This window comes from Natronorubrum marinum (genome assembly GCF_052040125.1).
Lineage (GTDB): Archaea > Halobacteriota > Halobacteria > Halobacteriales > Natrialbaceae > Natronorubrum.
Genome location: NZ_JBPPFV010000002.1, coordinates 260,899 through 284,821 on the forward strand (window position 1 = coordinate 260,899; position 23,923 = coordinate 284,821).

General features: G+C 63.8%; 30 protein-coding genes and 1 pseudogene. 7 read left to right on the top strand and 24 right to left on the bottom strand.

Annotated features, from left to right (window positions below; translation table 11 throughout):
- Positions 1 to 13 precede the first annotated feature (13 nt).
- The 8 genes from ACSFC5_RS10905 to ACSFC5_RS10940 form a co-directional block, all read right to left on the bottom strand.
- The gene (locus ACSFC5_RS10905) at positions 14 to 754 is read right to left on the bottom strand and encodes a metal ABC transporter ATP-binding protein (protein WP_440765277.1); all 741 of its coding nucleotides are present in this window, start codon (positions 752 to 754) and stop codon (positions 14 to 16) included.
- A gap of 112 nt (positions 755 to 866) precedes the next feature.
- Positions 867 to 2,249: a metal ABC transporter solute-binding protein, Zn/Mn family gene (locus ACSFC5_RS10910; protein WP_440765278.1), complete on the bottom strand. Its 1,383-nt coding sequence runs from the start codon at positions 2,247 to 2,249 to the stop codon at positions 867 to 869.
- Positions 2,250 to 2,400: 151 nt separating this feature from the next.
- Positions 2,401 to 2,991, bottom strand: coding sequence for a hypothetical protein (locus ACSFC5_RS10915; RefSeq protein WP_440765279.1), 591 nt, complete (start codon positions 2,989 to 2,991; stop codon positions 2,401 to 2,403).
- Positions 2,992 to 3,154: 163 nt separating this feature from the next.
- Positions 3,155 to 3,631 (bottom strand): YbaK/EbsC family protein, encoded by a 477-nt coding sequence (locus ACSFC5_RS10920; protein ID WP_440765280.1) that lies wholly within the window; start codon positions 3,629 to 3,631, stop codon positions 3,155 to 3,157.
- Positions 3,632 to 3,664: 33 nt separating this feature from the next.
- Entirely contained in the window at positions 3,665 to 4,087 is a 423-nt protein-coding gene (locus tag ACSFC5_RS10925) for a DUF7988 family protein (RefSeq protein WP_440765281.1), read from the bottom strand.
- Positions 4,088 to 4,135: 48 nt separating this feature from the next.
- Positions 4,136 to 5,308: a YihY/virulence factor BrkB family protein gene (locus ACSFC5_RS10930; RefSeq protein WP_440765282.1), complete on the bottom strand. Its 1,173-nt coding sequence runs from the start codon at positions 5,306 to 5,308 to the stop codon at positions 4,136 to 4,138.
- A gap of 66 nt (positions 5,309 to 5,374) precedes the next feature.
- On the bottom strand, positions 5,375 to 6,436 hold the full coding sequence (locus ACSFC5_RS10935; protein ID WP_440765283.1) for a carbohydrate kinase family protein: 1,062 nt from the start codon (positions 6,434 to 6,436) through the stop codon (positions 5,375 to 5,377).
- Positions 6,437 to 6,601: 165 nt separating this feature from the next.
- Positions 6,602 to 8,071, bottom strand: coding sequence for an aldehyde dehydrogenase family protein (locus ACSFC5_RS10940; RefSeq protein WP_440765284.1), 1,470 nt, complete (start codon positions 8,069 to 8,071; stop codon positions 6,602 to 6,604).
- 206 nt (positions 8,072 to 8,277) lie between these two features.
- On the opposite strand from ACSFC5_RS10940, the gene dpsA reads away from it, so the two are divergent.
- Positions 8,278 to 8,823, top strand: a complete 546-nt coding sequence (dpsA, locus tag ACSFC5_RS10945) for a DNA starvation/stationary phase protection protein DpsA (protein WP_440765285.1) — start codon at positions 8,278 to 8,280, stop codon at positions 8,821 to 8,823.
- 362 nt (positions 8,824 to 9,185) lie between these two features.
- Here the strand turns inward: dpsA and ACSFC5_RS10950 are convergent, their stop codons facing one another.
- Positions 9,186 to 9,350 carry a hypothetical protein gene (locus ACSFC5_RS10950; RefSeq protein ID WP_440765286.1) on the bottom strand — a complete coding sequence of 55 codons (165 nt, stop codon included), beginning with the start codon at positions 9,348 to 9,350 and terminating at the stop codon, positions 9,186 to 9,188.
- A 128-nt stretch (positions 9,351 to 9,478) separates the two neighbouring features.
- Between ACSFC5_RS10950 and ACSFC5_RS10955 the strand changes: the two genes are divergently transcribed.
- Positions 9,479 to 9,601 (top strand): hypothetical protein, encoded by a 123-nt coding sequence (locus ACSFC5_RS10955; RefSeq protein ID WP_440765287.1) that lies wholly within the window; start codon positions 9,479 to 9,481, stop codon positions 9,599 to 9,601.
- Between the two features lie 36 nt (positions 9,602 to 9,637).
- On the opposite strand, the gene ACSFC5_RS10960 is transcribed toward ACSFC5_RS10955, so the two are convergent.
- The 8 genes from ACSFC5_RS10960 to ACSFC5_RS10995 form a co-directional block, all read right to left on the bottom strand.
- Positions 9,638 to 10,015, bottom strand: a complete 378-nt coding sequence (locus ACSFC5_RS10960) for a hypothetical protein (RefSeq protein ID WP_440765288.1) — start codon at positions 10,013 to 10,015, stop codon at positions 9,638 to 9,640.
- Positions 10,016 to 10,157: 142 nt separating this feature from the next.
- A complete protein-coding gene (gene purM, locus ACSFC5_RS10965) occupies positions 10,158 to 11,150 on the bottom strand; it encodes a phosphoribosylformylglycinamidine cyclo-ligase (RefSeq protein WP_440765289.1) in 993 nt (330 codons plus the stop codon).
- An 82-nt stretch (positions 11,151 to 11,232) separates the two neighbouring features.
- Positions 11,233 to 11,529: a winged helix-turn-helix domain-containing protein gene (locus ACSFC5_RS10970; protein WP_440765290.1), complete on the bottom strand. Its 297-nt coding sequence runs from the start codon at positions 11,527 to 11,529 to the stop codon at positions 11,233 to 11,235.
- Positions 11,530 to 11,543: 14 nt separating this feature from the next.
- Positions 11,544 to 12,215, bottom strand: coding sequence for a hypothetical protein (locus tag ACSFC5_RS10975; RefSeq protein ID WP_440765291.1), 672 nt, complete (start codon positions 12,213 to 12,215; stop codon positions 11,544 to 11,546).
- Positions 12,212 to 13,222 (bottom strand): ABC transporter ATP-binding protein, encoded by a 1,011-nt coding sequence (locus ACSFC5_RS10980; RefSeq protein WP_440765292.1) that lies wholly within the window; start codon positions 13,220 to 13,222, stop codon positions 12,212 to 12,214. Before ACSFC5_RS10980 ends, ACSFC5_RS10975 begins: the two co-directional genes overlap by 4 nt.
- A gap of 2 nt (positions 13,223 to 13,224) precedes the next feature.
- Entirely contained in the window at positions 13,225 to 14,058 is an 834-nt protein-coding gene (locus tag ACSFC5_RS10985) for an ABC transporter permease (protein WP_440765293.1), read from the bottom strand.
- Between the two features lie 223 nt (positions 14,059 to 14,281).
- Positions 14,282 to 14,911 carry a zinc metalloprotease gene (locus ACSFC5_RS10990; protein ID WP_440765294.1) on the bottom strand — a complete coding sequence of 210 codons (630 nt, stop codon included), beginning with the start codon at positions 14,909 to 14,911 and terminating at the stop codon, positions 14,282 to 14,284.
- Entirely contained in the window at positions 14,908 to 16,677 is a 1,770-nt protein-coding gene (locus ACSFC5_RS10995; RefSeq protein WP_440765295.1) for a TraB/GumN family protein, read from the bottom strand. The genes ACSFC5_RS10990 and ACSFC5_RS10995 overlap by 4 nt, the downstream gene beginning before the upstream one ends.
- Before the next feature lie 172 nt (positions 16,678 to 16,849).
- On the opposite strand from ACSFC5_RS10995, the gene ACSFC5_RS11000 reads away from it, so the two are divergent.
- Positions 16,850 to 17,296, top strand: coding sequence for an acyl-CoA thioesterase (locus ACSFC5_RS11000; RefSeq protein WP_440765296.1), 447 nt, complete (start codon positions 16,850 to 16,852; stop codon positions 17,294 to 17,296).
- A gap of 35 nt (positions 17,297 to 17,331) precedes the next feature.
- Here the strand turns inward: ACSFC5_RS11000 and ACSFC5_RS11005 are convergent, their stop codons facing one another.
- The 3 genes from ACSFC5_RS11005 to ACSFC5_RS11015 all read right to left on the bottom strand — a co-directional run bounded on the left by ACSFC5_RS11005 (position 17,332) and on the right by ACSFC5_RS11015 (position 19,638).
- Positions 17,332 to 18,384, bottom strand: coding sequence for a S66 family peptidase (locus ACSFC5_RS11005; RefSeq protein WP_440765297.1), 1,053 nt, complete (start codon positions 18,382 to 18,384; stop codon positions 17,332 to 17,334).
- A gap of 133 nt (positions 18,385 to 18,517) precedes the next feature.
- The gene (locus ACSFC5_RS11010; protein WP_440765298.1) at positions 18,518 to 18,763 is read right to left on the bottom strand and encodes a glycine zipper 2TM domain-containing protein; all 246 of its coding nucleotides are present in this window, start codon (positions 18,761 to 18,763) and stop codon (positions 18,518 to 18,520) included.
- A gap of 95 nt (positions 18,764 to 18,858) precedes the next feature.
- Positions 18,859 to 19,638: an HAD-IIA family hydrolase gene (locus ACSFC5_RS11015; protein WP_440765299.1), complete on the bottom strand. Its 780-nt coding sequence runs from the start codon at positions 19,636 to 19,638 to the stop codon at positions 18,859 to 18,861.
- A gap of 156 nt (positions 19,639 to 19,794) precedes the next feature.
- On the opposite strand from ACSFC5_RS11015, the gene ACSFC5_RS11020 reads away from it, so the two are divergent.
- On the top strand, positions 19,795 to 20,313 hold the full coding sequence (locus ACSFC5_RS11020) for a DUF21 domain-containing protein (RefSeq protein ID WP_440766302.1): 519 nt from the start codon (positions 19,795 to 19,797) through the stop codon (positions 20,311 to 20,313).
- Between the two features lie 69 nt (positions 20,314 to 20,382).
- Here ACSFC5_RS11020 and ACSFC5_RS11025 read toward each other — a convergent pair.
- The 3 genes and pseudogenes from ACSFC5_RS11025 to ACSFC5_RS11035 form a co-directional block, all read right to left on the bottom strand.
- Positions 20,383 to 20,547 (bottom strand): annotated as a pseudogene (locus ACSFC5_RS11025) (IS5/IS1182 family transposase); the annotation flags it as partial.
- Positions 20,531 to 20,794, bottom strand: a complete 264-nt coding sequence (locus tag ACSFC5_RS11030; RefSeq protein WP_440765300.1) for a hypothetical protein — start codon at positions 20,792 to 20,794, stop codon at positions 20,531 to 20,533. The pseudogene ACSFC5_RS11025 and the gene ACSFC5_RS11030, both read right to left, overlap by 17 nt.
- Before the next feature lie 119 nt (positions 20,795 to 20,913).
- Positions 20,914 to 21,303 carry an SHOCT domain-containing protein gene (locus tag ACSFC5_RS11035; protein ID WP_440765301.1) on the bottom strand — a complete coding sequence of 130 codons (390 nt, stop codon included), beginning with the start codon at positions 21,301 to 21,303 and terminating at the stop codon, positions 20,914 to 20,916.
- A 207-nt stretch (positions 21,304 to 21,510) separates the two neighbouring features.
- Here ACSFC5_RS11035 and ACSFC5_RS11040 point away from each other — a divergent pair, with 207 nt between their 5' ends.
- A complete protein-coding gene (locus ACSFC5_RS11040; RefSeq protein WP_440765302.1) occupies positions 21,511 to 21,981 on the top strand; it encodes a DUF7992 family protein in 471 nt (156 codons plus the stop codon).
- Positions 21,982 to 22,088: 107 nt separating this feature from the next.
- Here the strand turns inward: ACSFC5_RS11040 and ACSFC5_RS11045 are convergent, their stop codons facing one another.
- Positions 22,089 to 22,229, bottom strand: coding sequence for a rubrerythrin-like domain-containing protein (locus tag ACSFC5_RS11045; RefSeq protein ID WP_440765303.1), 141 nt, complete (start codon positions 22,227 to 22,229; stop codon positions 22,089 to 22,091).
- A 206-nt stretch (positions 22,230 to 22,435) separates the two neighbouring features.
- On the opposite strand from ACSFC5_RS11045, the gene ACSFC5_RS11050 reads away from it, so the two are divergent.
- Both ACSFC5_RS11050 and ACSFC5_RS11055 read left to right on the top strand, forming a co-directional pair.
- Positions 22,436 to 23,656 (top strand): MFS transporter, encoded by a 1,221-nt coding sequence (locus ACSFC5_RS11050; protein ID WP_440765304.1) that lies wholly within the window; start codon positions 22,436 to 22,438, stop codon positions 23,654 to 23,656.
- Between the two features lie 77 nt (positions 23,657 to 23,733).
- On the top strand, positions 23,734 to 23,862 hold the full coding sequence (locus ACSFC5_RS11055) for a rubrerythrin-like domain-containing protein (RefSeq protein ID WP_440765305.1): 129 nt from the start codon (positions 23,734 to 23,736) through the stop codon (positions 23,860 to 23,862).
- Positions 23,863 to 23,923 lie beyond the last annotated feature (61 nt).

The window sequence follows — 23,923 nt, forward strand, 5'->3', positions numbered from 1 at the left end:
GCTCACTCATCGGTCAATGGTGGTGGTGGACGACGGTGCCCGTCGTCCCGTACGCTTCGGCCAGCGCGTCGCTCTCGACGAACGACTCGGTGTCGCCGTGGTGGTACAGTTCAGTGTTGATGCAAGCGATACGATTCGCGCGGTCCGTGACGACGCCGATGTCGTGTTCGATCAGGACGATCGTGATTCCCGACTCGTTGAGCGAATCCAACAGCTGGTAGAAGGCATCTCGAGATTCGGCGTCGACGCCGACTGTCGGCTCGTCCAGCGCGAGCAGGTCGGCCTCCGAGGCCAACGCCCGCGCGATGTAGGCTCGCTGGCGTTGGCCGCCCGAAAGCTGATTGACCCGGCGGTCGGCCAGGTTCGTGATGTCGACCGTCTCGAGCGCTTCGTCGGCTATTTCGCGATCCTCGTGGGTCATTCTCGAGTGACCGACGTGGGCGAATCGGCCCATCCGAACGCACTCGCGGACGGTGACCGGCATGGTGCCGCCGCCGCTGGTCGCCTGCTGGGAGACGTAGCCGATCCGGTCGCCCTGGTCGAATTCGTCGACGGGCTGGCCGAACAGCTCGATCTCACCGCTGTCGGGGGAGTGCAGGCCGAGCATGAGGTGCAACAGCGTCGTTTTGCCGGAGCCGTTGGGGCCGATCAGGCCGAGGAAATCGCCCTCCTCGATGGTCAACGATACGTCCTTGACCGCAGGCTGTCCGCCGTACGCGAACGAAACGTCCCGAACGTCGACGACAGAACTCACTGTGTATTCACTCCGGTTTCGCACGCGGATGCGCTTAGTTCTTCCAGTTTCGACGCCGCTCCCGTTCCGGTCGGGTCGCCCGACCGTTCGACCGCCGCGCGTGACACCGCGATCATTCCGCACCGAGGGCCTTTCGAAGCGAGGGCAGGTTCAGTTCCGCCATCTGTTCGACCCACCCCCAGCCGTCGTCGTCCCACTTCTGGGTCGTCCCCTCCGCGGGGCTGATTGGCTCCGCGCTCTCCGCATCGCTGTTCTCGAGGAGGTGTTCGACGTCGGTCGGCAGGGACCCCTCGTCGCCCTCGAACGGGTCGTAGAGGATGGTCTCGATGCCGTTGTCGTCGATAATCTCGATCGTGTCGGCGAGGTCGCCCGACGTGACGCCCGCGTCGGGCGAGATATTCTGTGCCGTGTGGATCTCGAACCCGTATCGGTGCTCGAGGTACTGGAACGAGTCGTGTCCAGCGAGGACGGCGACGTCGCGCTCCGCGTTCGCGGAGAGGTCCTCGAACTGCTGGTGAACCGCCTCGAGTCGGTCGACATAGTCCGCGGCGTTTTGTTCGTACACTTCGGCGTTGTCCGGATCCGCATCGGCGAGTCCGTCGGCGACCGTCTCGACGATCTCCTGTGCGAGGACGGGATCCACCCAGACGTGTGGGTCGTAGGACTCCGGCGGTTCGGCGTCCTCGACGACGTCCGCGCGCATGTTGTCCGCGCTGGTGTCCCAGACGACCTCGCCGTCGGCGACGAGTTCGAAGACGATCCGAGTTTGCCCGGTCTCGAGGCCGCGGAAGACGACGTGATCGCCTTCAGACTCGATCTCGAGAACGTCCTCGTTCGCGCCGTCGACGATCCGCGCGTCGAGTTGGAACGGCTCGTCCTCGCCGAGCGGCAGGACGCGGTCGTCGGCGTCTTCGAACACGCCCTTGACCGCCGTCGTGCCGCCAACGGGGATCTCGGGGAGTTCGCCGTGCCAGTGGTCGGCGCTGGTGTGCCAGTAGGCGACTTCGGTGCCCGACGGCCGGCCGTAGAGGTCGAAGCTCTTGACCGAGACGGCTGCCGGATCGTCGTCGTACTCGTCCGGCACGCGGTCGGCACCGTCGTCATCGTCGTCGCCGAGCGGGAGTAACTGGTTCTCGAGTCCCGCCATTCCGTCGATCAGCGTGACGTGCTCGTAGTCGGTCTCGATGTCGGCGGCGACGTCCTGTGCCCAACTGAACTCGACCGTATCGAGGTAGACGAAGACGTCCCCGCCGACGATATCGCGTTGGATGTCGGCCGGCGGCTCCTCGCCGTGTCCCATTTCGCCGGTCGGAATGGGGTTTTCGAACCCCATTTCGTCACCGGCAACCTCTTGCGCCCAGTCGTGTAGAGCGAAAAACGCTGCGTACCCCCCTTCTGTGGCGTCGCTGTCGGGCTCGCTCAAACAGCCGGCGAGCGTACTGAAGGCGAGCACGCCGGCCCCCGATTGCAGCACCGAACGGCGTGTACGGTTCATATCGGACGAAGTCGATGCGCGCTTAAAAGTATTATTATTTCAAAGAAGGTGTTTAATAACTGCTGCTACCGGGTTCTCGAGTGTTAGCAACGAGTGGACCCGCCAGTAGACGCTGGATCGAAACCGAAGCGCGGCTCAGTGAGCGACGACGTTAGTGGTCGTCATCGTGGTCGTGGTCATCATCGTGGTCGTGATCGTCATCCATATCGACGTGCTCCTGCTCGCCGTCGCCGACCTCGACCTCGAGTTCGGGCGTCTCGTAGACGACCTCGTCGCCCTCGACTAACTGGAAGATGACATCGGTGAATCCCTCTTCGTCGCCCTCGACGTCGAGGTGGTCGCCGTGGGCGTCGATGGAGACGATTTCGTCGGCTCCCTCGTAGATCTTGGCGTCGAGTTCGATGTCCTCTCCGAGTTCGACCTCGTCGCCGTCGGCATCCACGGCGTGTGCGCCGAGCGAGACGTGATCGCCGTCCGGAACCATCAACGGACCGTGATCCCAGTGGTCGCCGTGGACGTAGGCGATAACGTCTTCGTCGTGGTCCCGGTCGAGCAGGTGGAACTCCTCGATCTCGAGGGATTCGGCCTCGTCTCCACCGTTTTCGTTGGCACCGTTTTCGTCGTCATCGCCATTATCGTCGTCATCGTCGCCGCCGAGACAGCCGGCGAGACCAGCCAGTGCGATCGAACCGGACGTTGCGAGCAGCGTTCGGCGAGTCGCCGATCGTGGATCTGCGGTCATGATAGGTATCAACGGAGAGTTGCGACTCATTAGTAATGAATTTGCCGATATTAATAATAGGGAACAAACAGAGTTTGTGAGATGCTAAACACTCGTCGAACGGCTCGCTACGTTCACGAGTGCCAAAAACGGTGACGGAGTCGTTTCGACGAGACGTCGCGTGTTAGGCGGTGACGACCGTCGGCTCGGCGTCTGCGAGGCGTCGTAGCTCGTCCGGGTCGATCGGGAAGACAGCCTCGGGAGTGCCCGCGGCCGCCCAGACGGTCTCGTGCTCGAGCAACGTTTCGTCGACGACGACCGGAACGGATCGGTCGTGACAGAACGGCGGAACGCCGCCGATCGACCAGCCGAGTTCGTCCTTGATCTCCCCGGCGTCCGCCATGGAGACGGCGTCGCCGCTTACGTCGAACGCCGCCCCGAGCGCTCCCTCGTCGACTCGGTTCGCACCGCTCGTCACCGACACGACGAGCGAGCCGTCGACGTCGAACACGAGCGAGCTGGCGATCTGACCGACGTCACAGCCGACCGCGTCCGCCGCGTCGGCTGCCGTTTTCGTCCCCTCCGGGAACTCTTCGACGTCTGGATCGAACTCGTACTCCTCGCGGGCGCGTTCTGCGAACGCCGTCGCACGTGGATGCATGGGCCCTTATTACGATCAGGGGCACAAAAACGTTCACTCGAGCGAGACCGAGAGCCGAACGCCGTTTCGGCGTCGGTACGCCGGCAACTGCCCCGTCTCGCGGTCGCGGACGACGTCGAAGACGTCGAATCGGACGACCAGCCGTCCGGGATCGATCGTCGCCCGCAGGACCGGTCCGCGACTCGTGACGACGACGTACGGCGGCGCGGCGACCGGCTGCGCTCGCAGTTCGTAGCCCGTCGCGTCGACGACGTCGGCGAGCACGAGCGGTAGCTGCTCGAGCAGGCCGGTCGCCTCGAGTGCCCCTCGAAGGCCGTCGACAACCGCATCGCGATCGGTCGTGCGGGCGGTGTCCCAGGGGTCGGCGACCTGCGTCGCACAGTGATCGATTCCGTCGACGATCGCGGCGTGCTCGTCCTGAATCCGGCGTCGAGCGTCTCGGACCGGGTACGACACGGCTACGACTGCGAGTGGAAGTCACTAAGGTGTCCCGACTCGCCCCGACTACTCTCGCCGGCGCTCGACCGTCCCGATCTTTAGCGTCTGCACGTGCCGTGCCACCGTTCGTATCGCTCGCCGCCACGCCGGATCGTCCGTCGCCGCTCGCCGGTGCTCCTCGAGTTCGCGCCGGAGTCGCTCGTTCGCCTCGGCGAGATCCTGGTTGGTCGTCTCGAGGTCGTCGACGCGGTCCTCGAGCCGGTAGCGACGGTCCCGCTGGGCCTCGAGGTCGAGTTGTATCTGCTTTCGCTCGCGCTCGAGGCTGTCTACGCGGTCGGCGAATCGCTCGCGCTCGCGCTGGTCCTCGTCGACGAACGACTCGCGGTCGGTCGCAGCGATAGATTCCTCGGAGAGATCCACCTCCTCGTCGTCGGTCTCGGACTCCTCCTCGGGGACGAGATAGCCGGTGCCGATCGCGTTGACGACGGCGCCCGAAAGCAGGATGAGGCCGCCGAAGTAGAGCCACGTCAGCAACAGGAGGATGGCACCGACTGCTCCACCTCCCGAGTCGGCGGCGAAGGTGACGTACACGCGAAAGAGCGACTGCAGTGCCATCCAGCCGACGGCCGCGACGACGACGCCGGGAATCACCTCGCGTTTGGAGATTCCCTCGACATCGGGGAAGTAGTAGTACATCGGATAGAACGCGGCCGTGAGCACGATGAGGAGCAGGAGTGACTGCAATAGACCGAACCCTGGAACGTTCGGCAGGAAGGCAAAAACGATGCCCATACCGGCCGCCGCGACCACCGCGCCGCCGATCGCACCGAAGACGAGCAGCGCGTCGCGCAGCTGGTCGACGAGCGAATTATCTCCGGTCGTCCCGTAAATCTCGGAGAAGGCCGTATCCAACCCCCTGAAAATTTTCAGCGACCCCCAAACGAGGACGACGACGCCGATTATCGTCGAGCCCGCCGTCGCCGGTGAGTCCTCGAGCGACTCCTCGACGAGTAGCTGGCCGCTCTCGGGAAGGGTGCCCTGAGTCGTCTCCGTGACCTGCGTCGCGAACTGTTCGTCCGGGACGAGCGTCACGAGGAAGAAGACGAGCACGAGCAACGGGATCAGCGAGATAAACGCCTGGTAGGCGATGCTCGCGGCCATGAAGGGCACGTTTGTCTCCTGTATACCGTCGACGACCGTCTTCCCGAAGGCGATACCGTCCCGAACGTCCGTAGACATACGATAGGAACGGTACCGAACCACAATAGCCCGTTGGCTTGCAGCCACCGTGTTCGCTATCACCCCTCAGCTGTCGGTCGGATTGCTCTCTACGTCGTCCTCGAGAATCGAGTCGACCGCGCCCCGCGTCGGGAGCGCGGTCATCGCTCCCGTGGCTGTCGTCGTCGTCGCCGCGACCGCGTTCGCGAACTCGAGCGTCGCCTCGAGCGATCGGTCGTCGCGCAACGCGGCGATCACGCCCGCAACGAACGCATCGCCGGCCCCGGTCGTGTCGACGACGTCGATGTCGAAGCCGCGGTGCTCGACGAGACGGGAATCGGCTTCGGCCGCTGTCGACCCCGAATCGGCTGTCGGCCACGGCGCACGCGGGGACGACAGCCCGACGGCTCCCTCGTTTCCACGCGTCACGAACACGGTATGCGGGCCGTCTTCCGCCCCATCGCTCTCGAGTACGGTTCGAGCGATTCTCTCGGCTTTCGATACCGACCCGGGGTCCGTCGAAACGGATCCGGCGTCGAATCCGAGCCGTTCGAGCTCCTCGACGGTGGCCTTGCAGACGTCGACGTGCGCGAATGCGTCGCGGCCGACGCGGGCGAAGGTCTCCGCGTCGGGCCAGAGCTCCGGCCGGAAGTTCGGATCGAACGAGGTGGTACACCCCGCCGCGGACGCCCGCTCGAGCAGGTCCAGCGTCGCCTCCCGCGACGCGCCGCTCGCGAGGGTGACCCCGCCAGCGTGGACCCACTCGAACTCCGCGAGCGTTGCGTCGTCGACTCGACCGGGCTCGAGGCGCGTATCCGCGGTTCCGTCGCGGTAGAAGCTGAACTCGCGGTCGCCCGTCTCGTCGTGGGTGACGAACGCCAGCGTCGTCTTCGCGTCGGGATCGCGTTCGACGAATCGGGTCGAAAGCCCCGCCTCCGAGAGCGTCGACTCGAGGTAGCGACCGAACGGATCGTCGCCGACGCGGGTCCAGAACTGCGGCGCGTGCTCGAGGCGAGCGAGCCCGACGGCCACGTTCGCCGGGGCGCCGCCGGGTCGCCGCTCGAAACCCGGGACGTCCTCGAGCGAGCCCGGTCGTTCGGGCAAGAAATCGATCAGCGTCTCGCCGGCGACGAGTAGCTCGTGTGTCATAACTGCCACTCGCGCAGCCGACAAGTTAGGCGTACCTGTGTCGGGCGATCGCTCTCGAGGGGGGAGCACTGCAGACAATCGCAAACGAGAGCGGAGAGTTCGCAACGCGGTCAGCGAAGCGTGCTGACAGGCGAAGAGCGGGTGGGACGGTTCGTGCGCCGCCGGTTAGAGGACGATGCTCTTCTTGCGGAGCATCGCGTGGATGGAGGCGTCGAGGCCCTCGCGGCCGATACCGGAGTCTTTGTTGCCACCGAAGGGGATGTCGCCGAGCCCGTGACTCGGCGCGCCGTTGATTCGTACCGCGCCGGCGTCGACGCGGTTCGCGACGTCCATCGCGCGGTTGTGGTCACTGGTGAAGACGGCGGCGTCGAGGGCGAGATCGGAGCCGTTAGCGATCTCGATCGCCTCCTCCTGGTCCGAGAAAGTGGTGACGACGGCGACGGGACCGAACTGCTCTTCGTCGACGATGCGGGCGTCGTGGGGAACGTTCGCGAGCAGCGTCGGTTCGAAAAACTGGTTGCCAAGTTCCTCGGGAACGCCTTCGGGTGCGCGTCGCTCGCCACCGCGGACGAGGTCGGCACCTTTCTCGAGGGCGTCGTCGACGAGTTCCTCGACCCAGTCGGCCTGGTCCTCGCTGATGAGCGGCCCGAAGGCGGTGTCTTCGTCGAAGAGGTCGCCGGCTACCCAGTTATCCATCTCTGCGTCGATTAGCTCGACGAGTTCGTCGTGGACCGACTCGTGGGCGAGCACGCGCGAGACGGCCGAGCAGCGCTGGCCGGCGTACTTGAACGAGCCCTTGGCGCAGTTGCCCGCGACGTCCTCGAGGTCGGCGTCGTCGAAGACGATCGCCGGCGCGTTGCCGCCGAGTTCCATGTGGAGGTTGACCATGCCGCTCTCGCGGGCGACGTGTTTGCCCGCGCCCGAGGAGCCGGTCATCGCGATGGCGTTGATACGGTCATCGCCCGAGAGCACGTCACCGATTTCGCTGGCTTCGCCGGGGACGAAGTTGAACGCGCCGTCCGGGATGCCGTCGACGTCGGCGATGACGTCCGCGAGGATCGCGGCCGAGATCGGCGTCTTGCTCGCCGGTTTGAGCAGGACGCTGTTACCGGCGGCGAGTGCAGGGGCAACCTGTAACGCCGTCGTCGCTAACGGATAGTTGTACGGCGTGATACAGAGCACCGCACCGATCGGCTCGTGTTTGACGATGGCTTGCCAGCCCTCGTGGCCCTCGGTCGAGCCCTCGCGATACTCGCCCTTGCTGACGATGTTTCGAGCCTCCTCGGCCGCGCGGTCGAATCGCTCTGCGGCCTGGCCGACCTCGCCGCGTGCCGAGGAGACCGGTTTGCCGGCCTCGCGGACGATGATCTCCGTCAGTTCCTCCTCGCGCTCACGAAGCCCGTCGGCGATCTCCTCACACCAGGTTGCGCGCTCGACGACCGACGTCTCGCGCAGTTCCGGTTTGATCTCGTGGGCCGCCTCGAGCGCGGTCTGTGCCGTCGCCGGATCCGCGGCGTCCACCTGGGCGAAGGTGCCGCCGTCGGCGAGATCCGAGACCGTGATGACGTTCTCCATCTCGAGCCACTCCCCGTCGACGTAGATCCGCTCTCTCCGCTGTGCGACTCTCGTTGCCATACGAACGCTTAGGACGCCCACACTAAAAATGTTTACTCACTCTCGAAAAAACTACACATTGTGTAGTGGTAGCAGCTACCAGGTGCGAGGACGTTGCACGACCCGAAATATAACGGTGCATAAGGAAACAAAGATTTACTTTTGCATAAGGATTTTTCTGTCATGGGAAATCTTTAAGTGGAACGCCCGTGTAGTATCGGAATACGATGAGCACTCAGAAGACCGTCCGTCAACAGGCCGACGTCGTCGAGGAGAACGAACTTCGCCTCGATCAGGAGAAGGCCGAACAGATCGTCGAAGCACTCAACACGGAGCTGGCGAACGCGTACGTGCTGTACCACCAGCTCAAAAAGCACCACTGGGTCGTCGAGGGCGCGGAGTTCCTCCCGCTCCACGAGTTCCTCGAGGAGGCCTACGAACACGTCGAAGAAGGGGCCGACGTCATCGCAGAGCGCGCACAGGCGCTCGGCGGCGTCCCCGTCTCCGGTCCGACCAACCAGGAGCGCCGTGCCACCGTCGAGTTCGAGGGCGAGGACGTCTACGACGCCCGGACGATGTTTCAGAACGACCTCGAGATGTACGGCGACATCATCGAGTCGATGCGCGACAGCATCGAACTCGCGGAGAACCTCGGCGATTACGCCACCACCGAGATCCTGCGCGAGATCCTCGTGACGCTCGAGGAAGACGGTCACCACTTCGAGCACTACCTCGAGGATGACACCCTCGTGCTCGAAGAGGCGACGAAGTAAGCCGGCCGACGGCGGTAGTTGCTCCGATTTTCGTCTTTTTTCAGCCGCCGTGAGCGACGGCTGTGCGTTCGGACGTGTCGTACAGCAGTCGACCGAGTTCGGTTCAGCGACCGCTTACCGACGCCGATAGCGGATTCGGGCGAAAAGCGCGACACCGACGAGAGCCGTCGTCGCTCCCGTAAGAAAATACGACTCGGTCGCGGCGTGCGGTCCGGAGAAACGATCGGTTCCGACGGTGAAGACGACGTTCTCGCTCGAGTCGAGAGCGGAGGGCTCGGTCGACGAATTCGAACGCGTTCGCTGAACACGGTTCCGAAGCGGCTATCGATCAGCGACCGACGGAGCCGACAGCGCCGACCGACTCACCGCTCGAGGTCGACGGCGAGGTCGGTGGCGATCCAGCCGTCCGTGTTGCCGCGTTCGGTAAAGATGAGTTTGCCGGGGCGGGGTTCGTGACTGCACACGATTGCCGTCGGCTCCTCGTGTTCGTCGGTGTCGGAATCCTGCCTACGGGCGGGTACGTCCATCAGGTGGAATTAGGTGAGCCTAAATCTAAAAAGGTTTTGGTTGGCCTAAGATCCTGGGAGTACGGAAACGCACTTGCCTCGACGGCTGCATGGGTACTTTCACACTGATCGCGGTCATAGCCGCGCGCATGGAGTACGACGTCGTCCAGGGCGACATCGCCTACAGCGACGAGGAGTACGATACCGTACGCGCGGCGGCCGGGAGAGCGACCCAGTCCGAGTTCGCGGCGGCGGACGAGGCCGATCGGTAACTGTGTGCCGAGTCCCGTTCGATCACGGACGTCCGTTCACTCGACAGTGACCCGCGCGGAGCCGCCGGTTACCATCACCTCGTAGTAGCCGTCGGTCGGGATTTCGATATCGAAGGTCTCCTCGTCCTCGACTGATTCGTCGAGCACGGGTCCGGAGTACGCCGTGGCTCCGTCCTCGTCGTCGTCCGCGTTCTCGACGGTTTCGTCGAGATCGTAGCTGATCCAGACGTCGACGGCGTCTCCGTCTTCGACGGTCACGGTCACCTCGAGTTCGTCGCCCTTATTGGCCTCGAAGGATTCCGTGCCGTCGTCCTCGAGTTCCGCGGATAGCTCTTTTTCGTCCCCGAACGCACAGCCGGCGAGCGCGGCTGTGGTGGCGGTCGCAACGCCTGTCACGAATCGTCGTCGGTCCATGGATCTGTGCTCAACGACGACAGTGTTAATATCACGGTTGTCACTCACGACAGGATATCGACCGATATGGAACGAGACGACGGCAGAACGAGACTGACAGCGGAACCAAACGGTTAGTACCGAAACGGACTGCGCTCGCGGGTTACTTGAGCGAGAGGCCGCGAATCGCCACGCTCTCGCCGTCCTCGACGCGACCGATGATCTGCCCGTCGGTGGCGGCGACGAGGTCGTCGGCTCGATCCTCGGGAACGGCGACGACGAAGCCGGTCCCCATGTTGAACGTCCGGTGCATCTCCTCGTCGGTCACGTTCCCTTCCTCCTGGACGAACTCGAAGATCGGCTGGGCGGGGAACGGCTCCTCGACCACGTACTCCCGGTCGCCCATTCGCAGCAGGTTCGTCCACCCGCCGCCCGTGATGTGGGCCGCCGCGCGGACGTCGTGTTCGCGCATCGGCTCGAGTAAATTCGTGTAGATCCGCGTCGGCCGGAGCAGTTCCTCGCCGATCGATCGCTCGGGGTTCGGGGGGAACGCGTCGGTGTACTCGTGTGCTCGCGTGACGGCCTCGCGAGCGAGCGTCAGCCCGTTCGAGTGAACGCCGTTTGAGGCGAAGCCGACGAGCACGTCGCCGACCGCAGCCTCGCCCTCGAGAATGTCGTCTTTCCCGGCGAGTCCGGCGCAGGTGCCCGCGAGGTCGAAGCCGGAAACGACCTCTGGCATGACGGCCGTTTCGCCGCCCAACAGGGTCATGCCGGACTCCTCGAGTCCGACGGCGAGCCCCTCGCCGATCTCGTTCGTCAGGTCGTCGTCCGGTTCGTCGATCGCGAGGTAGTCGACGAACGCGACGGGTTCGACGCCCGCCGCGACGAGGTCGTTGACGTTCATCGCGATGCAGTCGATTCCGATGGTCGAGAACTCCGAGATCGCTTCGGCCACCAGAAGTTTCGTGCCGACGCCGTCGGTCGCGAGCGCGAGATAGCGATCACCGATGTCGAGCAAGCCGGCGTACTCGGTCGTCAGATCGCTGCCGAACGCCTCGAGCAGCGCCGCGGTCGCGTCCTCGCTGGCGTCGATGTCGACGCCCGTTTCGGCGTAGGTGAGCCGTTCTTCGCTCCCGTCGTCCGCTGAATCGGTCATGTCTGAACGACCTCCCGGGGCGAGCAAAAGGTCACCGGTCCGAGAGCGGTCGAGGGTTCGCGTGCCGAACGCGACTCTCACCTCACTCGTCGTCTCCCTCGAGTTGCTCGAGCAGCGCCTCGAGCGTCTCGACGTGGGCTTCGAACGTCTCCCGTCCCTCGTCGGTGAGTTCGTAGGTGGTCCGCGGTCGCCGGTCGACGAACTGTTTCTCGACGGCGACGGCGCCAGCGTCTTCCATGCGCTGGACGTGTCCCGAGAGGTTGCCGTCGGTGATGTCCAGTTCGTCCTGTATTTCGGAGAAGGTGGCCCGCTCGTGGCGGTAGAGATAGGCGAAGATCTGCAGTCGGGTCGGCTGGTGGACGAGTTTGTCGAATTCCATGAGGGAGTCGGTGGTCAGTCGGCCAGGCGATAGCTCAGCAGGTAGTACGTTCCTGCCCCGTGCAGGAAAAAGAGGATTCCGAAGACGGCGTAGCCGGCGTAGTGGAGCCACTCGACGAACGGCATGAGCCAGGCGAACAGGAGGATCCAGACGCCGTTGGTGTAGAACGGGTAGCGGTCGATCGCCCGAATCCGGTACGCTCGCAGGATCGTGCCGGCCAGTAGATATCCCATGCCGAGGACGGTAAACGCGACGCTGAAGAAGAACGCTCCCCGCAAGACGCTCTCGACGTCGGCGAGTACGGGATCGACGATCGACGTCAGGACGAACAACCCGGCAACGAGCGTCCCGAAGACGATCTTCCAGCTCGGTTTCGGAGTGGGATCGTCGACATCGATGCCGGTACGGACTGATGTCTGCCACTGCGTGTACCCGACCAGTGCGAAGACGGCCGCCCAGACGAGAATGTAGACGTACTGGGGCCACGGGTAGACGAACATGACGTTCGTCAGCACGCCGGCCAATCCGACGACGGTGCCGTGGACGAGCCACAGGCGCCGCTGACCGGGGTATCGATCCTCGATAGCCATCGCCGACTTGATCTGCCGAATGTCCTCGCGCAACGCGTCGACGTCCGGCTGCCCGTCCGGGGCGCGGTCATCCGTTCGGTCGACGTTGTCCGTCATCGTCGGCTCACCTCACTCCGTTCGGATCCGGACCGATCGGACCGGGTACCGTCGGTCGGTTCGGCCGCTGATCCGTCCCGGGACGGCTGCACGTACGTGTAGTAGTTGAAAAGATCGGTGTACGACGGCGAGTCGCGGTCGACGGTCACGTGGTCTCGCTTCCGATCGATCGCGCCTTCGATCGATTCGAGATCGGCTCCCGGCGGCGTGAACCCGCGAATTTCGTCGCCCCGCTGGAAGACCCGGTCGCCGAGAAACGGTGACTCGGGTGCCGTCGCCCCGCGGATTCGAACGACCGGTGGCAACTCCTCGAGCAGCGCCGTCGGCTCGTCCGTGACGACGACACGCCCGTCCCGGACGAACGCGATCCGATCGGCGATTCCCGCATCCAGCGGCGCGTGGCTCGTCAGAAGGATCGTCTTTCCGGCCGCGCGGTACTCGAGTAGGAGGTCGTGGACGACCTGAATCATCGAGAGATCGAGTTCCGCAGTCGGCTCGTCCAGCAGGTAGAGCCTCGCGTCGACGGTGAGCGCGATCACCAGTTCGAGTTTCCGCGTCATCCCGCCGGAGTACTCCCGCGCCGGACGGTCGAGGTCGTCGGCGAGTTCGAGGCGGTCGACCAGTCCGCGCCAGTCTTCGGTCGCGCCCGGATGCAGGTCGCCGTAGAACTGGATGTTCTCCCGGCCGGTCAGGTCCGGATCGATCGACTGGCCCTGTAACATGACGCTCGTCGCCGATCGCGCCTCGGTCGGCGCGCGCCCGTCGAAGAGTTCGATCGATCCGGTCTCGGGGTGACTGCTACCGGCGAGACACGAGAGGAACACGGACTTTCCGACGCCGTTCGGCCCCATCAGGGTGAGCACCTCTCCCTCCTCGACCGTCAGATCGAGACCGGTGAGGACCCGCCCGTCGCCGAACCCTTTCGTGACGTTCCGGGCCTCGAGCAGCGGTTCGTTCGGTCGATCGGCCGGCTCCCCGTCCGCGGTGTCCGTAATATCGGTCGTCATGATCAGGGCTCACCTCCGTAGGCGAACCGTCGGACGATCGTAACGGCGAGCGCGCACAGCCCGACCGCGTAGCCGACCAGCAACGCGCCGTACTCGAGCGATACCGGGACCTCCGGCGGCGTCATGAAGTCGACGTTCTCGGCGCCCGCCCAGACGGCGATCTGCATCCGGGTTGCCAGCGAGTTCGGCAGGTAGTTGACGAACGTCGCATCGCTGCCGATCAGGCTCGGGACGGTTCCGTTGAACCCCGTCAGGTAGAATGCCATCAGCACGATGACGACCGAAATCGTCGTCATGTGTTCCGGCTTGGTGATCACGAGCGCCAGAAGCAGAGCCAACGCCATCGCGATCGTACAGAACAGGACGAACGAGAGGGCGAGAATCGCGAACTGGACCGCGTGCAACTGCCCCACTTCGAAGGACCCGCCGTGAGCGACTGCGGCGAGGATCGTCACGAGATAGGAACACCCGCCCAGCGCGGTGCCCGCGGCGAACCGGCCGGCGAGATCCGCGGTCGGTGACACCGGCATCGCGCGGAGTTTTCGATACCGGTCGCCCTCGAGATCGCGGGCGAACTCACCGGCGAACACCGCGATGGTGACGGTGAACGCCCCGAACAGACCGAAGGTAATTCCCTGCGAAGCCTTGACGTACGGGAGGTCGGCAGCGGGGACGCCCTCGATGAAAAACATCATCGTCAGGAAGTACCACGCGACCGGCCAGCCGACCGCGAGGAAGACGATCAGTTTGTTGCGACGCAGTTGCTGTACGTGACGCCGTGTAAACGCTCGCGCCTGTCCGGTCCAGGGGACCGCGTGCGGTGTCGTATCGGGCATTGTGATCAGGTGCTCGAGTGCCAGCCACGCGTATCGGGAACGCGGTCGGCTCGTCCTGATGCTCGAGTTACAGGATTAAAAACCTTGCCACACAGATCACTCTATAGAGCAAAGTAGCGAAAGGTTTATAAACAGGTTCCAGGAGCAGCCGTCATCGGTCGAGTCACACGATTCGGAGCGTTGCAGCCAGGCACTCGTGGTCGGCCGAACGACGAGGAGAGACTCAGAACAGACCGACGAACAGCAGCACGTAGGCCGCAAGCGCCACGCTCGGGACGAAGACCAGCGCGAAGATTCCCTTGTTCCAGTCGTAGACGGACTTGCCGTCCAGCGGGCCGAAGGGGATCATGTTGAACGCGGCCAACAGGAGATTGATCCAGACGCCCATCTGTCCGATGGTACCGAGCAGGCCAGGGAAGAGCATCAGCGGGAGGAACATGAGCGCGAGCAGGTGGTTGGTGACCGGCCCGGCGAGGGCGATCATCGCGTTCTCCTTTTTCGTGATTCGGCCCCGATGGTAGACGGCTCCTGGCGCGGCGAAGAGGAAGCCGATCAGGGCGCCCATGATCGCCAGAAACAGCATCTGGTAGTCCGCGCGGAACTCGGCGATCTGGCCGTACTCGATCGCGACGACCTTGTGGGCGAGTTCGTGCAACAGGAAGGCGATGCCGACGGTGACGAAACTCAATCCGACCATCGCGCCGAAGTAGCCGACCTCGGCCAGCCCGCGGTGAATCGGGGCGAACAGTAGCGCGAACGCAACCGAAAGTGTGACCCACGCCACCGCGAGATCGAACAGTTCCTTACTGGAGAAGGTCAACTCCGGCTCTGATCGACGGGTTTGCGTGCTCATGTCAGCAGTCCCCTGATCAGCTCGAGCGTGTTCTCAGCGCCCCGAAACAGTTCGCCCATCAGCGCGTCGACGCCTCCGATCTCGGGGGCTAGCCACGGCACGACCACGATGAAGAACAGGAACGTGGCGATCATGCTCCCGATATTCGTCAGCGCGACGATCATGATGAGCCGAAACAGCGGCACGTCGAACATCTCTGAGAGCGCGTCCTCCATCGGTCGGTCGGCGTCGCCGATGATGTCATTGAGCCGCTGGATGTCCCGCACGTTGACCGGCCGGTGTTTGAGTTCGACGTAGCCGGCGAACCAGCCGGGAGCCAGCAACGGGTTGATACTTGTCAACCAGGCGACGGAGCCACCGACGCCGGCACTGGTCCAGTGAGCGCCGGCGAGGCGCGCGAGTGCGAACGCGAACACGCCGTTGAAAAGGAACCACGCGCCGAACAGCTGGAGCAGAAAGGTGTCCTGCACCCCGGCCATAATCAGGAGGAAGAAAAAGCCGATGAAGCCGAACATAATCAGGTAGCCGAAGATCTTGACCGGAGCGAATCGCCGCCCCGAGGCGGCTCCGGAGAGCGACTCGAGCGCCGGGATCTCCGTCGGATTCGCTAAGTGACGTTCGATTCCGGCTTTGTGGCCGGCGCCGACGACGGCGACGACGTCGTACCCCTGGGCGCGAAGTTGGTGAAGATGATTCGCGATGTAGGCGTCGCGTTCGTCGATCAACGCGTTCGCCCCGCGGGGGCTAAACTGACGGAACTCCTCCATCATCGCTCTGACGACATCGCCGTCGGTCATCTCCTCGATGTCGACTTCCTCTATGTCCTCGACGTCGCTGCCGAGTGCGTCGAGGACGAGTCCGATCACGGCACCGATCGCGACCCCGATACCGAGACCGGCGACGACGCCGACTGTCCCACGAATCGCGTAGGTGCCGGCGCTCTCGAAGGTCCCGGCCGACAGCGGCCCGACGAACGTCTCGGTCGCGACGAGCGCGAGACAGCCCCCGATACCCAGTACCGCACCCGCGATAACCCGTATCGAGAAACCGCTGAGTATCCCGGTCGACTCGCCGACCGACTCGAGCGAGGGGAGAAAGAGCAGTCCGACGAGCGCCCCGCCGACGGCCCCGCCGATGGCGGCGCCGGCGTACTGAAGTGTGGTCGCGTCGGAGAAACCGAGCAACAGCACATCGCCGAGGCCGAGCATTGGTGCGAGAAAGGCGGCGAAGACGAACCCGACGAAGAGACCGGCCGCGGCGCCGAACGCGAGACCGATGGTTCGTGGGTCGGTGACGCCGAGGGCGAGTCCGCCGATCATCTTCAGCTTCTCGGTAAAGGATAACCGACTCCAGAACCGCTGGATCGTCACCTGAATGTCCCGGTCGACGAGTGCGACGCCGCTCCCGTTGCGTTCGGCGGCTTCGATGGCGGCGCGCATGTCCGCACCGGGTTCGATGTCGAACTTCTCGCCGAGTCGCGACTGGACGTAGGAAAGCATCCAGTAGGCCAGAAACTGGAAGACGGTGTTGCCCGAGAGGAGGTCCTTGGCCTCGATATCGTCGGGCGTCCCGCCTTGCATCTGATTGTACCGGTCCTCGTCGAGTTCGACGGCGACGACGTCCGGCTGTTCCCGATCGATCGTTTCGTGGACTTCGTCGACGCTCGCCTGCGAGACGTGTGCCGTCCCGAGGACGTGCACCGAGCCCTCTTCATCAGCGGGGGGATCCGGTGGCTCCGGCACGCCGGCGTCGCCTGCATCGCTCATTAGCGGATCAACTCGGCGCGGACTTTTACCAGTATCGAACTACAGAGAAATAATAAATTCGGTTCGCTTTCTGTTGTATCTATATACGGGAGGCGAGAGCTAGCAGCTGAATGCGTCCCGACAGCGAACGGCGACGGCAAGAGTGATTGGGGGCGTCGCGCAAGAACGACCGATGACGAATCTCATGGAGACGCTGGTCGAGAATCGCGAGATGGTCCAGCCCAACCACGCCAACATGCTCGATACGGCTCACGGCGGGAACGTAATGAAATGGATGGACGAGGTGGGTGCAATGTCTGCCATGCTCTTTTCCGGCGAGACCTGCGTCACCGCACGGGTCGATCAGATGAACTTCGAGCGCCCGATTCGGGTGGGTGATACGGCGTACATCACCGCCTACGTCTACGACTCCGGGACCTCGAGCGTGAAGGTTCGACTGATCACCGAGCGCGAGGACCTCCGAACTCGAGAGCGCGAAAAGACCACCGAGTCCTACTTCGTCTACGTCGCCATCGACGAGCACAAGGAGCCGACTACGGTCCCGGAGTTGACCGTCAGTAGCGAGGAGGCCGAGCGGCTGCGACGGGAGGCGCTCGAGGGAGAGAACGGGAACTGTTGACCACGGCCGTCGCAAATCGGAGCGGCCGTTCGGCGTCAGTCGAACCGAATCGTCTCGGTCCGCGGATCGATCTCGACGCGGGCCCCGAGCGGGATCGGCGTCGTCGGATAGGTGTGTCCGAAGTCGACGTCGAAGACGATCGGCGCGTCAGGGTTGTAGCGGTCGAAAACGCTCGAGACGGCCTCGCGCTGAGTCGCTCGATACCGTTCGCGCTGGTCCGGCGGCGTATCCTTCAGGTGTGACCGCGCGGCCGGTCGGCCGACGAGCACGCCGTCGAATCGCTCGAGCAATCCCCGCTCGCCGAACGCGCGAAGTACACCCGCGACCCAGGTGTGGGCCGGCAGCTTCTCGGACGTTTCGAGGGCGAGGATTGCCCCGTCGAGATCGGTCGGCTCCGGGAGATCACGGCCGGCGAGGTACCGCTGATCGAGGATTTCGAGGCAGCCACCCCAGAGGCGTCCCTCCGCGGCGTCACGTCCGCCGGCCCACCGCCAGCCCGGGTTCGGCTCGGTTTCGCGAGCGGTCTCGAGCGAGTCGGGATCCGCCCAGTCGCCGGGTTCGTCGGTGAACTCGGGAGCCGACTCGAGCGCCCCGAACGAATCGTCGAAGAACGCGCGCTCGACGTATTCGATCGTGTGCTCGAAGAGCCGACCGTCCATCCCCAGTTCGACGATCACGCTCGGCCCGTAGTAGGAGACGATGCCGAGATTCCACAGCGAGAGTGCGAGTTGCGTGTTGTCGCTGTAGCCGTAGAACCGGGTTGGATTCTCGCACAACACGTCGGAATCGAGGTGCTCAAGGATGCGTATCTGGTCGTTTCCGCCTTTCGTGCTGATCACACCGCGGATCTCGGGGTCTTCGAACGCGTCCATCACGTCTCGAGCGCGCTCTGCAGGGTGATCGGCGAGATAGTTCGCGCTCTTCGACGCGGTGGGGTACTCGACCGGTTCGAGGTCGAACACCTCGCGGAGGCGTTCGAGACCGAGTTCGTAGACGTGTGGAAACCGCTTTGCGCCGTTCGAGGCCGGCGCGATGACCGCGATTCGATCGCCGCGCTCGAGCGGCGGGGGCGTCTCGAACTCCGTCATGCACAGTTGCTGTCGCCACAGCAATAAATCAGTTCGGGCGACAGTCGCTGCTAGTTCACGGTCTCTACGAACACTCGTATCCGCCCCTATGGGTCTTCAGACCGGGAAAAACGGCCGCTCGTCGAAACTGACTTCAGTTCCGGGCGCCGTCGCCGTCGTCGTCGCTCGTGAGCGTTCCGAACTCGACCTCCCTGGCTTCCTCGAGGTAGCTACTCGCCGAGTCGCGGGTGTCCGCGACGGTTGCACCGACCATCGCACCGATCGCGCCGCCGGTGCTGGCTGCGTTTCGACTGAAGACCGAACCGATCGCGGCCCCGACCGCCGCGCCCATGGCTGCGTACCGGGCGCGGAGCAGGACACGTTTGAGACGTGCTTTCATACGTTTAGTACCGTTACAGTTCCTGATAAATATGTCTCCCGGATGCACGATCTGCAGCGGATCGGCCGATATCGATGCGGAACCGACAGTCTCCATTACAGTAGCGTTTCGATCTCGGCAAGAGAGTCGAGGACGTGATCGGGCTGGACGGTCGCGGTCTCGAGGTCGGCCTGCTCCGTGACGCCGGTACGGACGAGCACCGTCGTCATACCGGCCTGCTCCCCTAACGCAATATCGGTGTTCAGCCGGTCGCCGACGACGAGTGTCCGTTCGGGATCGCTCTCGAGGCGGTTCATCGCCGTCGCGGCGGCGATCGAGGAGGGCTTGCCCAGGATCGAATCGGCCTCGCGGTCGGCGACGGCCTCCATCGCGGCGATGATCGCGCCGGAGCCGGGAATGAGGCCACCGTCGATCGGAATCGTCGTGTCCGGGTCGGTCCCGTAGAACGGCACGTCGCCCTCGAGCGCCCGCAGGGATTCCCAGAGCGTCCCGTAGGAGAACTCCTTGTCGAACGATCCCAACACGACCTCGGCCGCCTCGGGATCGTCGGTCAGCTCGACGGCCGCGTCCTCGAGGATCGCCTCGAGCCGGTCGCTGCCGACGAGGTAGACCCGTTCGTCGGGGTGGTTCGTTGCGAGATACTCCGCCGACACCGTCCCGGAGGTGAGCACGGCGTTCGGATCGACCTCGAGTCCGTGGGGCTCGAGCGTCTCGCCGTAGTGGTCGCTGCCGCGCGTCGGGTTGTTCGAGAACAGAAGTCTGTCGATGCCGGCGTCCTCGAGCGCGTGCAGGCCGTCGGTCACGTTCGGCAGCAGTTCCTCACCGCGAACGATCGTTCCGTCGACGTCGAGGATCGCCGCCTCGTAGTCGGTCATCGGTCGTCTCTACGGTCGACCGGCGATTGAATGTTGGGTTTCAGGGGCTCCGTTGAAATCATGATGCTCAGACACAAAATCGCATGAAACAGCCGGTCCCTGAAAAGTGCGAACCAACCACCCGTATTGATACTCCTGCGAGCGTACGAGTTATATATGAGTACATATTCGATTTTGGTGCCGTCGCTTCTCTCTGTCGTGATTCTGTTGGCACTGAGTGCGTTCTTTTCCAGCAGCGAGTCAGCGATCTTTTCGCTCCCAGACGAATGGATACAGACCGCTACCGAAGATGGTACAAGCGAAAGCCGCACACTCCAACACCTCCGCGGGAACCCGCATCGACTCCTCGTCACGCTGCTGGTCGGTAACAACCTCGTCAACATCGCTATTACCAGTATCATCACACTCCTCGTCGCCCAATTCGTTCCCCCCGGTTTCACCGTCGTGATCGCAACACTCAGCGTGAGCGTGCTCATCCTCATCTTCGGGGAGATCGTACCGAAATCCTACGGGCTCGGCCATGCAGAGTCGTGGAGTCTTCGAGTCGCCCGGCCGATCTCGTACGTCGAACGCACACTGAGTCCACTCGTTACGTTGTTCGATATCGTCACTCGGTGGTTGACGGCACGTATTGGGGGCGACCAACACATCGAGAACCCATATCTCGATGACTGAGCAGCCACACTGTCCTCAGGATCCCACCTTCTTGTACTGACCGCCACGTTTCACATCTGTATTCATCTCTCAGAGTGATCGATCTACAGTGTGAATGAGACAAGCGATGGTGAGTTCACGGAGCTGTTTCCACCAGCGTCGTGATCAGACGAACGCACCATAGTTCCGCTTGAGCGTTGAGTTGACTGTCTCTGATCGACTCCGTTGGCCGTAGAGATTAGCGTCTATCGTAGCCACTGAAAGTCAGTAGCTGCGATAGGAGTACCGCGAGCGCGAGAACGATCGCCGTCGCGACGTGTGTATACTCGGTGGACTGGTGGACCGACGCAGCTACGAACAGCAAGACGTCCGCGATGGCCAGTCCCTGCAGGTGAAAGTCGGTTCTGAGAGACGGGGCGACCGCGGTCGTCATCCGGACCGAACGAGGCTCCGGCTCCACCCGGTCGTCGACCGGGAGGGCTTCCGAGGAGTCTTCGTCCACACCCGTCGCTTATTTTCAGTTCGACGGCGCCGGATATAGTGGTTCCGCGCAGTGTATTCCGTTCGAACGTGAGTCCGATTGCGGACCGCTCCTCGCTCACAGTACCGTCTGAGTCACTGCTACCGCGAGCGCTCGAGTTCGAGTTCCTCCGTGTCGATTCCGGCGGCCTCGGCCTGCTCGTTCGAATCGATCAATCGGTCCAGTTTCGTCTCGAACTCCTCGTCGGAGAGGTCGCCGGCGGCGTATCGTTCCTGGAGTTGCGTGACGGGATCGTGTTCGACCTCCGACTCCTCGGCGGTAGCGCCCTCCGGCACCGTCTCTTCGGTCTCCGAACGCTCCACGAGATACCAGATGAGAAACGACGTCACCACGAACAGGAGCGTAATCGCAAGGGCGAACCACGGGCCGGCCAACAGTAAGACGGCGATGATCACGATGTCGGCGAGGACGAACTTGATGGCGAAGATTTCCGTGAGACTGTAACTTCGACCACCGCTCTCACTGCCCATAGACGGCCTTCGGACCGGCCGGAAATAATTGTAGGGATCGATCACGACGGGTGACAGCGATGAGTGTCGACTGGAAGCAACACGGTCGACGACTGGGACCGGCAGGAACGATGAACGAGGAACATCACGAATACCGGCCGACGTGCGCGACAGACTGAGGCGTACGCGGTGGGAATTCTTTTGCACGCACCGGCCCTACGGTCGGCTATGACACTCGAGGTCGAAGCCCCCGATCCGCCGGAACTGGACTTCGTCGATCCCAACGAGTACGAGGACGCGACGATCAGCGCCGACGGCGACGAAGAGATCGACTACCGCCGCGAGGAACTCCAGGCGTTTCTCGAGGAGGGCGCCTGGGAGGAGGCGTTCGCGGAGTGGCTCGAGGACACCGACCTCGAGGAGCGCGCGTACGGGATCGCTCGAGAGCTCGATCTCTTCGCCGGCTTCGACTTCTTTTGGGACGATTTCGCCGACCGCGTCGGCTATCACGCCCCCGGCATTCCGGAAGACTGGCAGGAGCGGGAGTACCACCCCGACCTCGACACGTGGGGGACCGTCTCGTCGATCAACGCCGAACTGACGGAGTTCGGCCAGATCGTCTCCGTGATTCTCAAAGAGGAGTACATCGACTGGGAAGCGGCATACGAACCGCCGGAGGATCTGCCGGATTTCGACTGACGAAGCGAACGGCGGGATGGAGTACCAGCGGTGACGCTCAAGCGCCGGAGCGCCGAAAACCGAAGCGGACTGCTGTGTGAGCTATGGGCTGCTGTCGGCCGAGCGAACTACTCCCGCCCGACGGCGATATTTCTCGTGGCACCGTCGCAGTCCGGACAGCTCCGGAGCGACTCGGTCGCTTCGCGGTAGCCACAGTCGAGACATTCGTAGTACGATCGGGTCGGCGTGTACGGATCCGTGTAACCCATACTGCAATGAGATACCGTACCACGAAAAAGCGTTGTCCTGATAGTCGGTAAAACAACTATGTTGAGATAAATAGCCTAGTATCGTGGACGGACGTCCAAAAGAAACGACCCCGTATCATCGGCGCGACCCCCCACAGGGATCGAGCCTCGAGTCCGAATCGGAGACTATTCCTCCGTCGCTTCGCGTATCTTTCCTCGAGAACGAGATGTCGGTTCGAGAGCGGGCCGGTCGGCTCACCCACTACGACGTCCTCGCAGTGACGGCAGCGATCTGGTTTCTCGCGAAATTTTTGCGATACGCCTTTCCGCCGCTGTTCGAGTCGTTTCAGCTGAGTTACGGCGTCTCGAACGCCGTGCTCGGTGCCGCGTACACCGGATTCATGCTCGTCTACGCCGCGATGCAGTTCCCGTCGGGCGTGCTCGCGGACCGGTTCGGTTCGGTGGTCATCATCACGACGGGCACAATCGTCGCGGCAGTCGCCGCGCTCGTCCTCGTCGTCGACTCGCCGTTTCTCGTCCTCGTCGCCGCCATGCTCGTCATGGGTGCCGGCACCGGCGCGCACAAGACCGTCGCGGTTCGACTGCTGTCACAGGCCTATCCCTCTCGAACGGGCCGAGCGCTCGGGGTCCTCGATACGTTCGGCGCCTTCGGCGGCGTCGTCGCCCCGGCCGCCGTCGTCGCCGTCGCCGGCATCGGCTTCGCGCTGGGGGCGAGCTGGCGCCTGCTCTTTCTGGTCGCCGGACTCGTCGGGCTCGCACTCGCCGGTGCCTTCTGGATTCGGGTGCCGAAACGAGTCCCGAGCGCCGCCGAGGGCGACGCCGCCTCGAGCGCGTTCTCGGCTGCCGAGTTCACCCAGTACGCGACGCTTTTCCGCGACTGGCGATTCTCGGTCTTCGCGCTCCTGACGGTGCTGTTTTCCTTTACGTACAACGGCTTCGTTGCGTTCGCACCGCTGTATCTCACCCAGGAGGCCGGACTGGCCGACGCGACGGCGGGCTTGCTCTACAGCGCGCTCTTCCTCGCGAGCCTGAGCCAACTCCTGACCGGCGACCTCAGCGACCGCGTCGGGAAGCTCCCGATCATCGTTTTGCTGCTCGGACTCGCCGCCGCCGCGCTGGTCGCGTTCGTCTCCCTGACCGACACCGCCGGACCGCTCCTCCTCGGCGCCGCACTGATCGCCGTCGGCATCGGCGCCCACGGCTTCCGCCCCGTCAGAGGTGCCTACCTGATGGAAGTCATCCCCGACGACGTCGCGGGCGGCGGACTCGGCGTCGTCCGGACGCTGCTGATGGCCGCCGGTGCGGTCGCCCCCGTGATCGTCGGTACGCTCTCGGAGGTCGTCGGATTTCAGCCCGCGTTCTGGCTCCTCGCCGCGTCAATCGTCTCCGCGACGGTGCTCGGCGCGTTGCTCTGGGTTCTGGAGTGACGACTCCCGGGTCGGTCCGCTCCGAGACTCGATTTACCACGGAAAGAGTTAACACACCTCGTGACGTACTCGTTCGTATGTCACTCGCCGAATCACTCGAGTACGAGTGCATGTCCTGTGACCACCGAGAGACGGTCGCGGATGCGCTCGTGAGTACCTGTCGGCGGTGCGGGGGCGAGATGCGCAACGTGGATCCGGTTCGGTAGTCGGAGTCGCTGCACGGTCGAGTCGTCGCCATTGCGCGGACGCCCGTAAGCGGCCGCCACA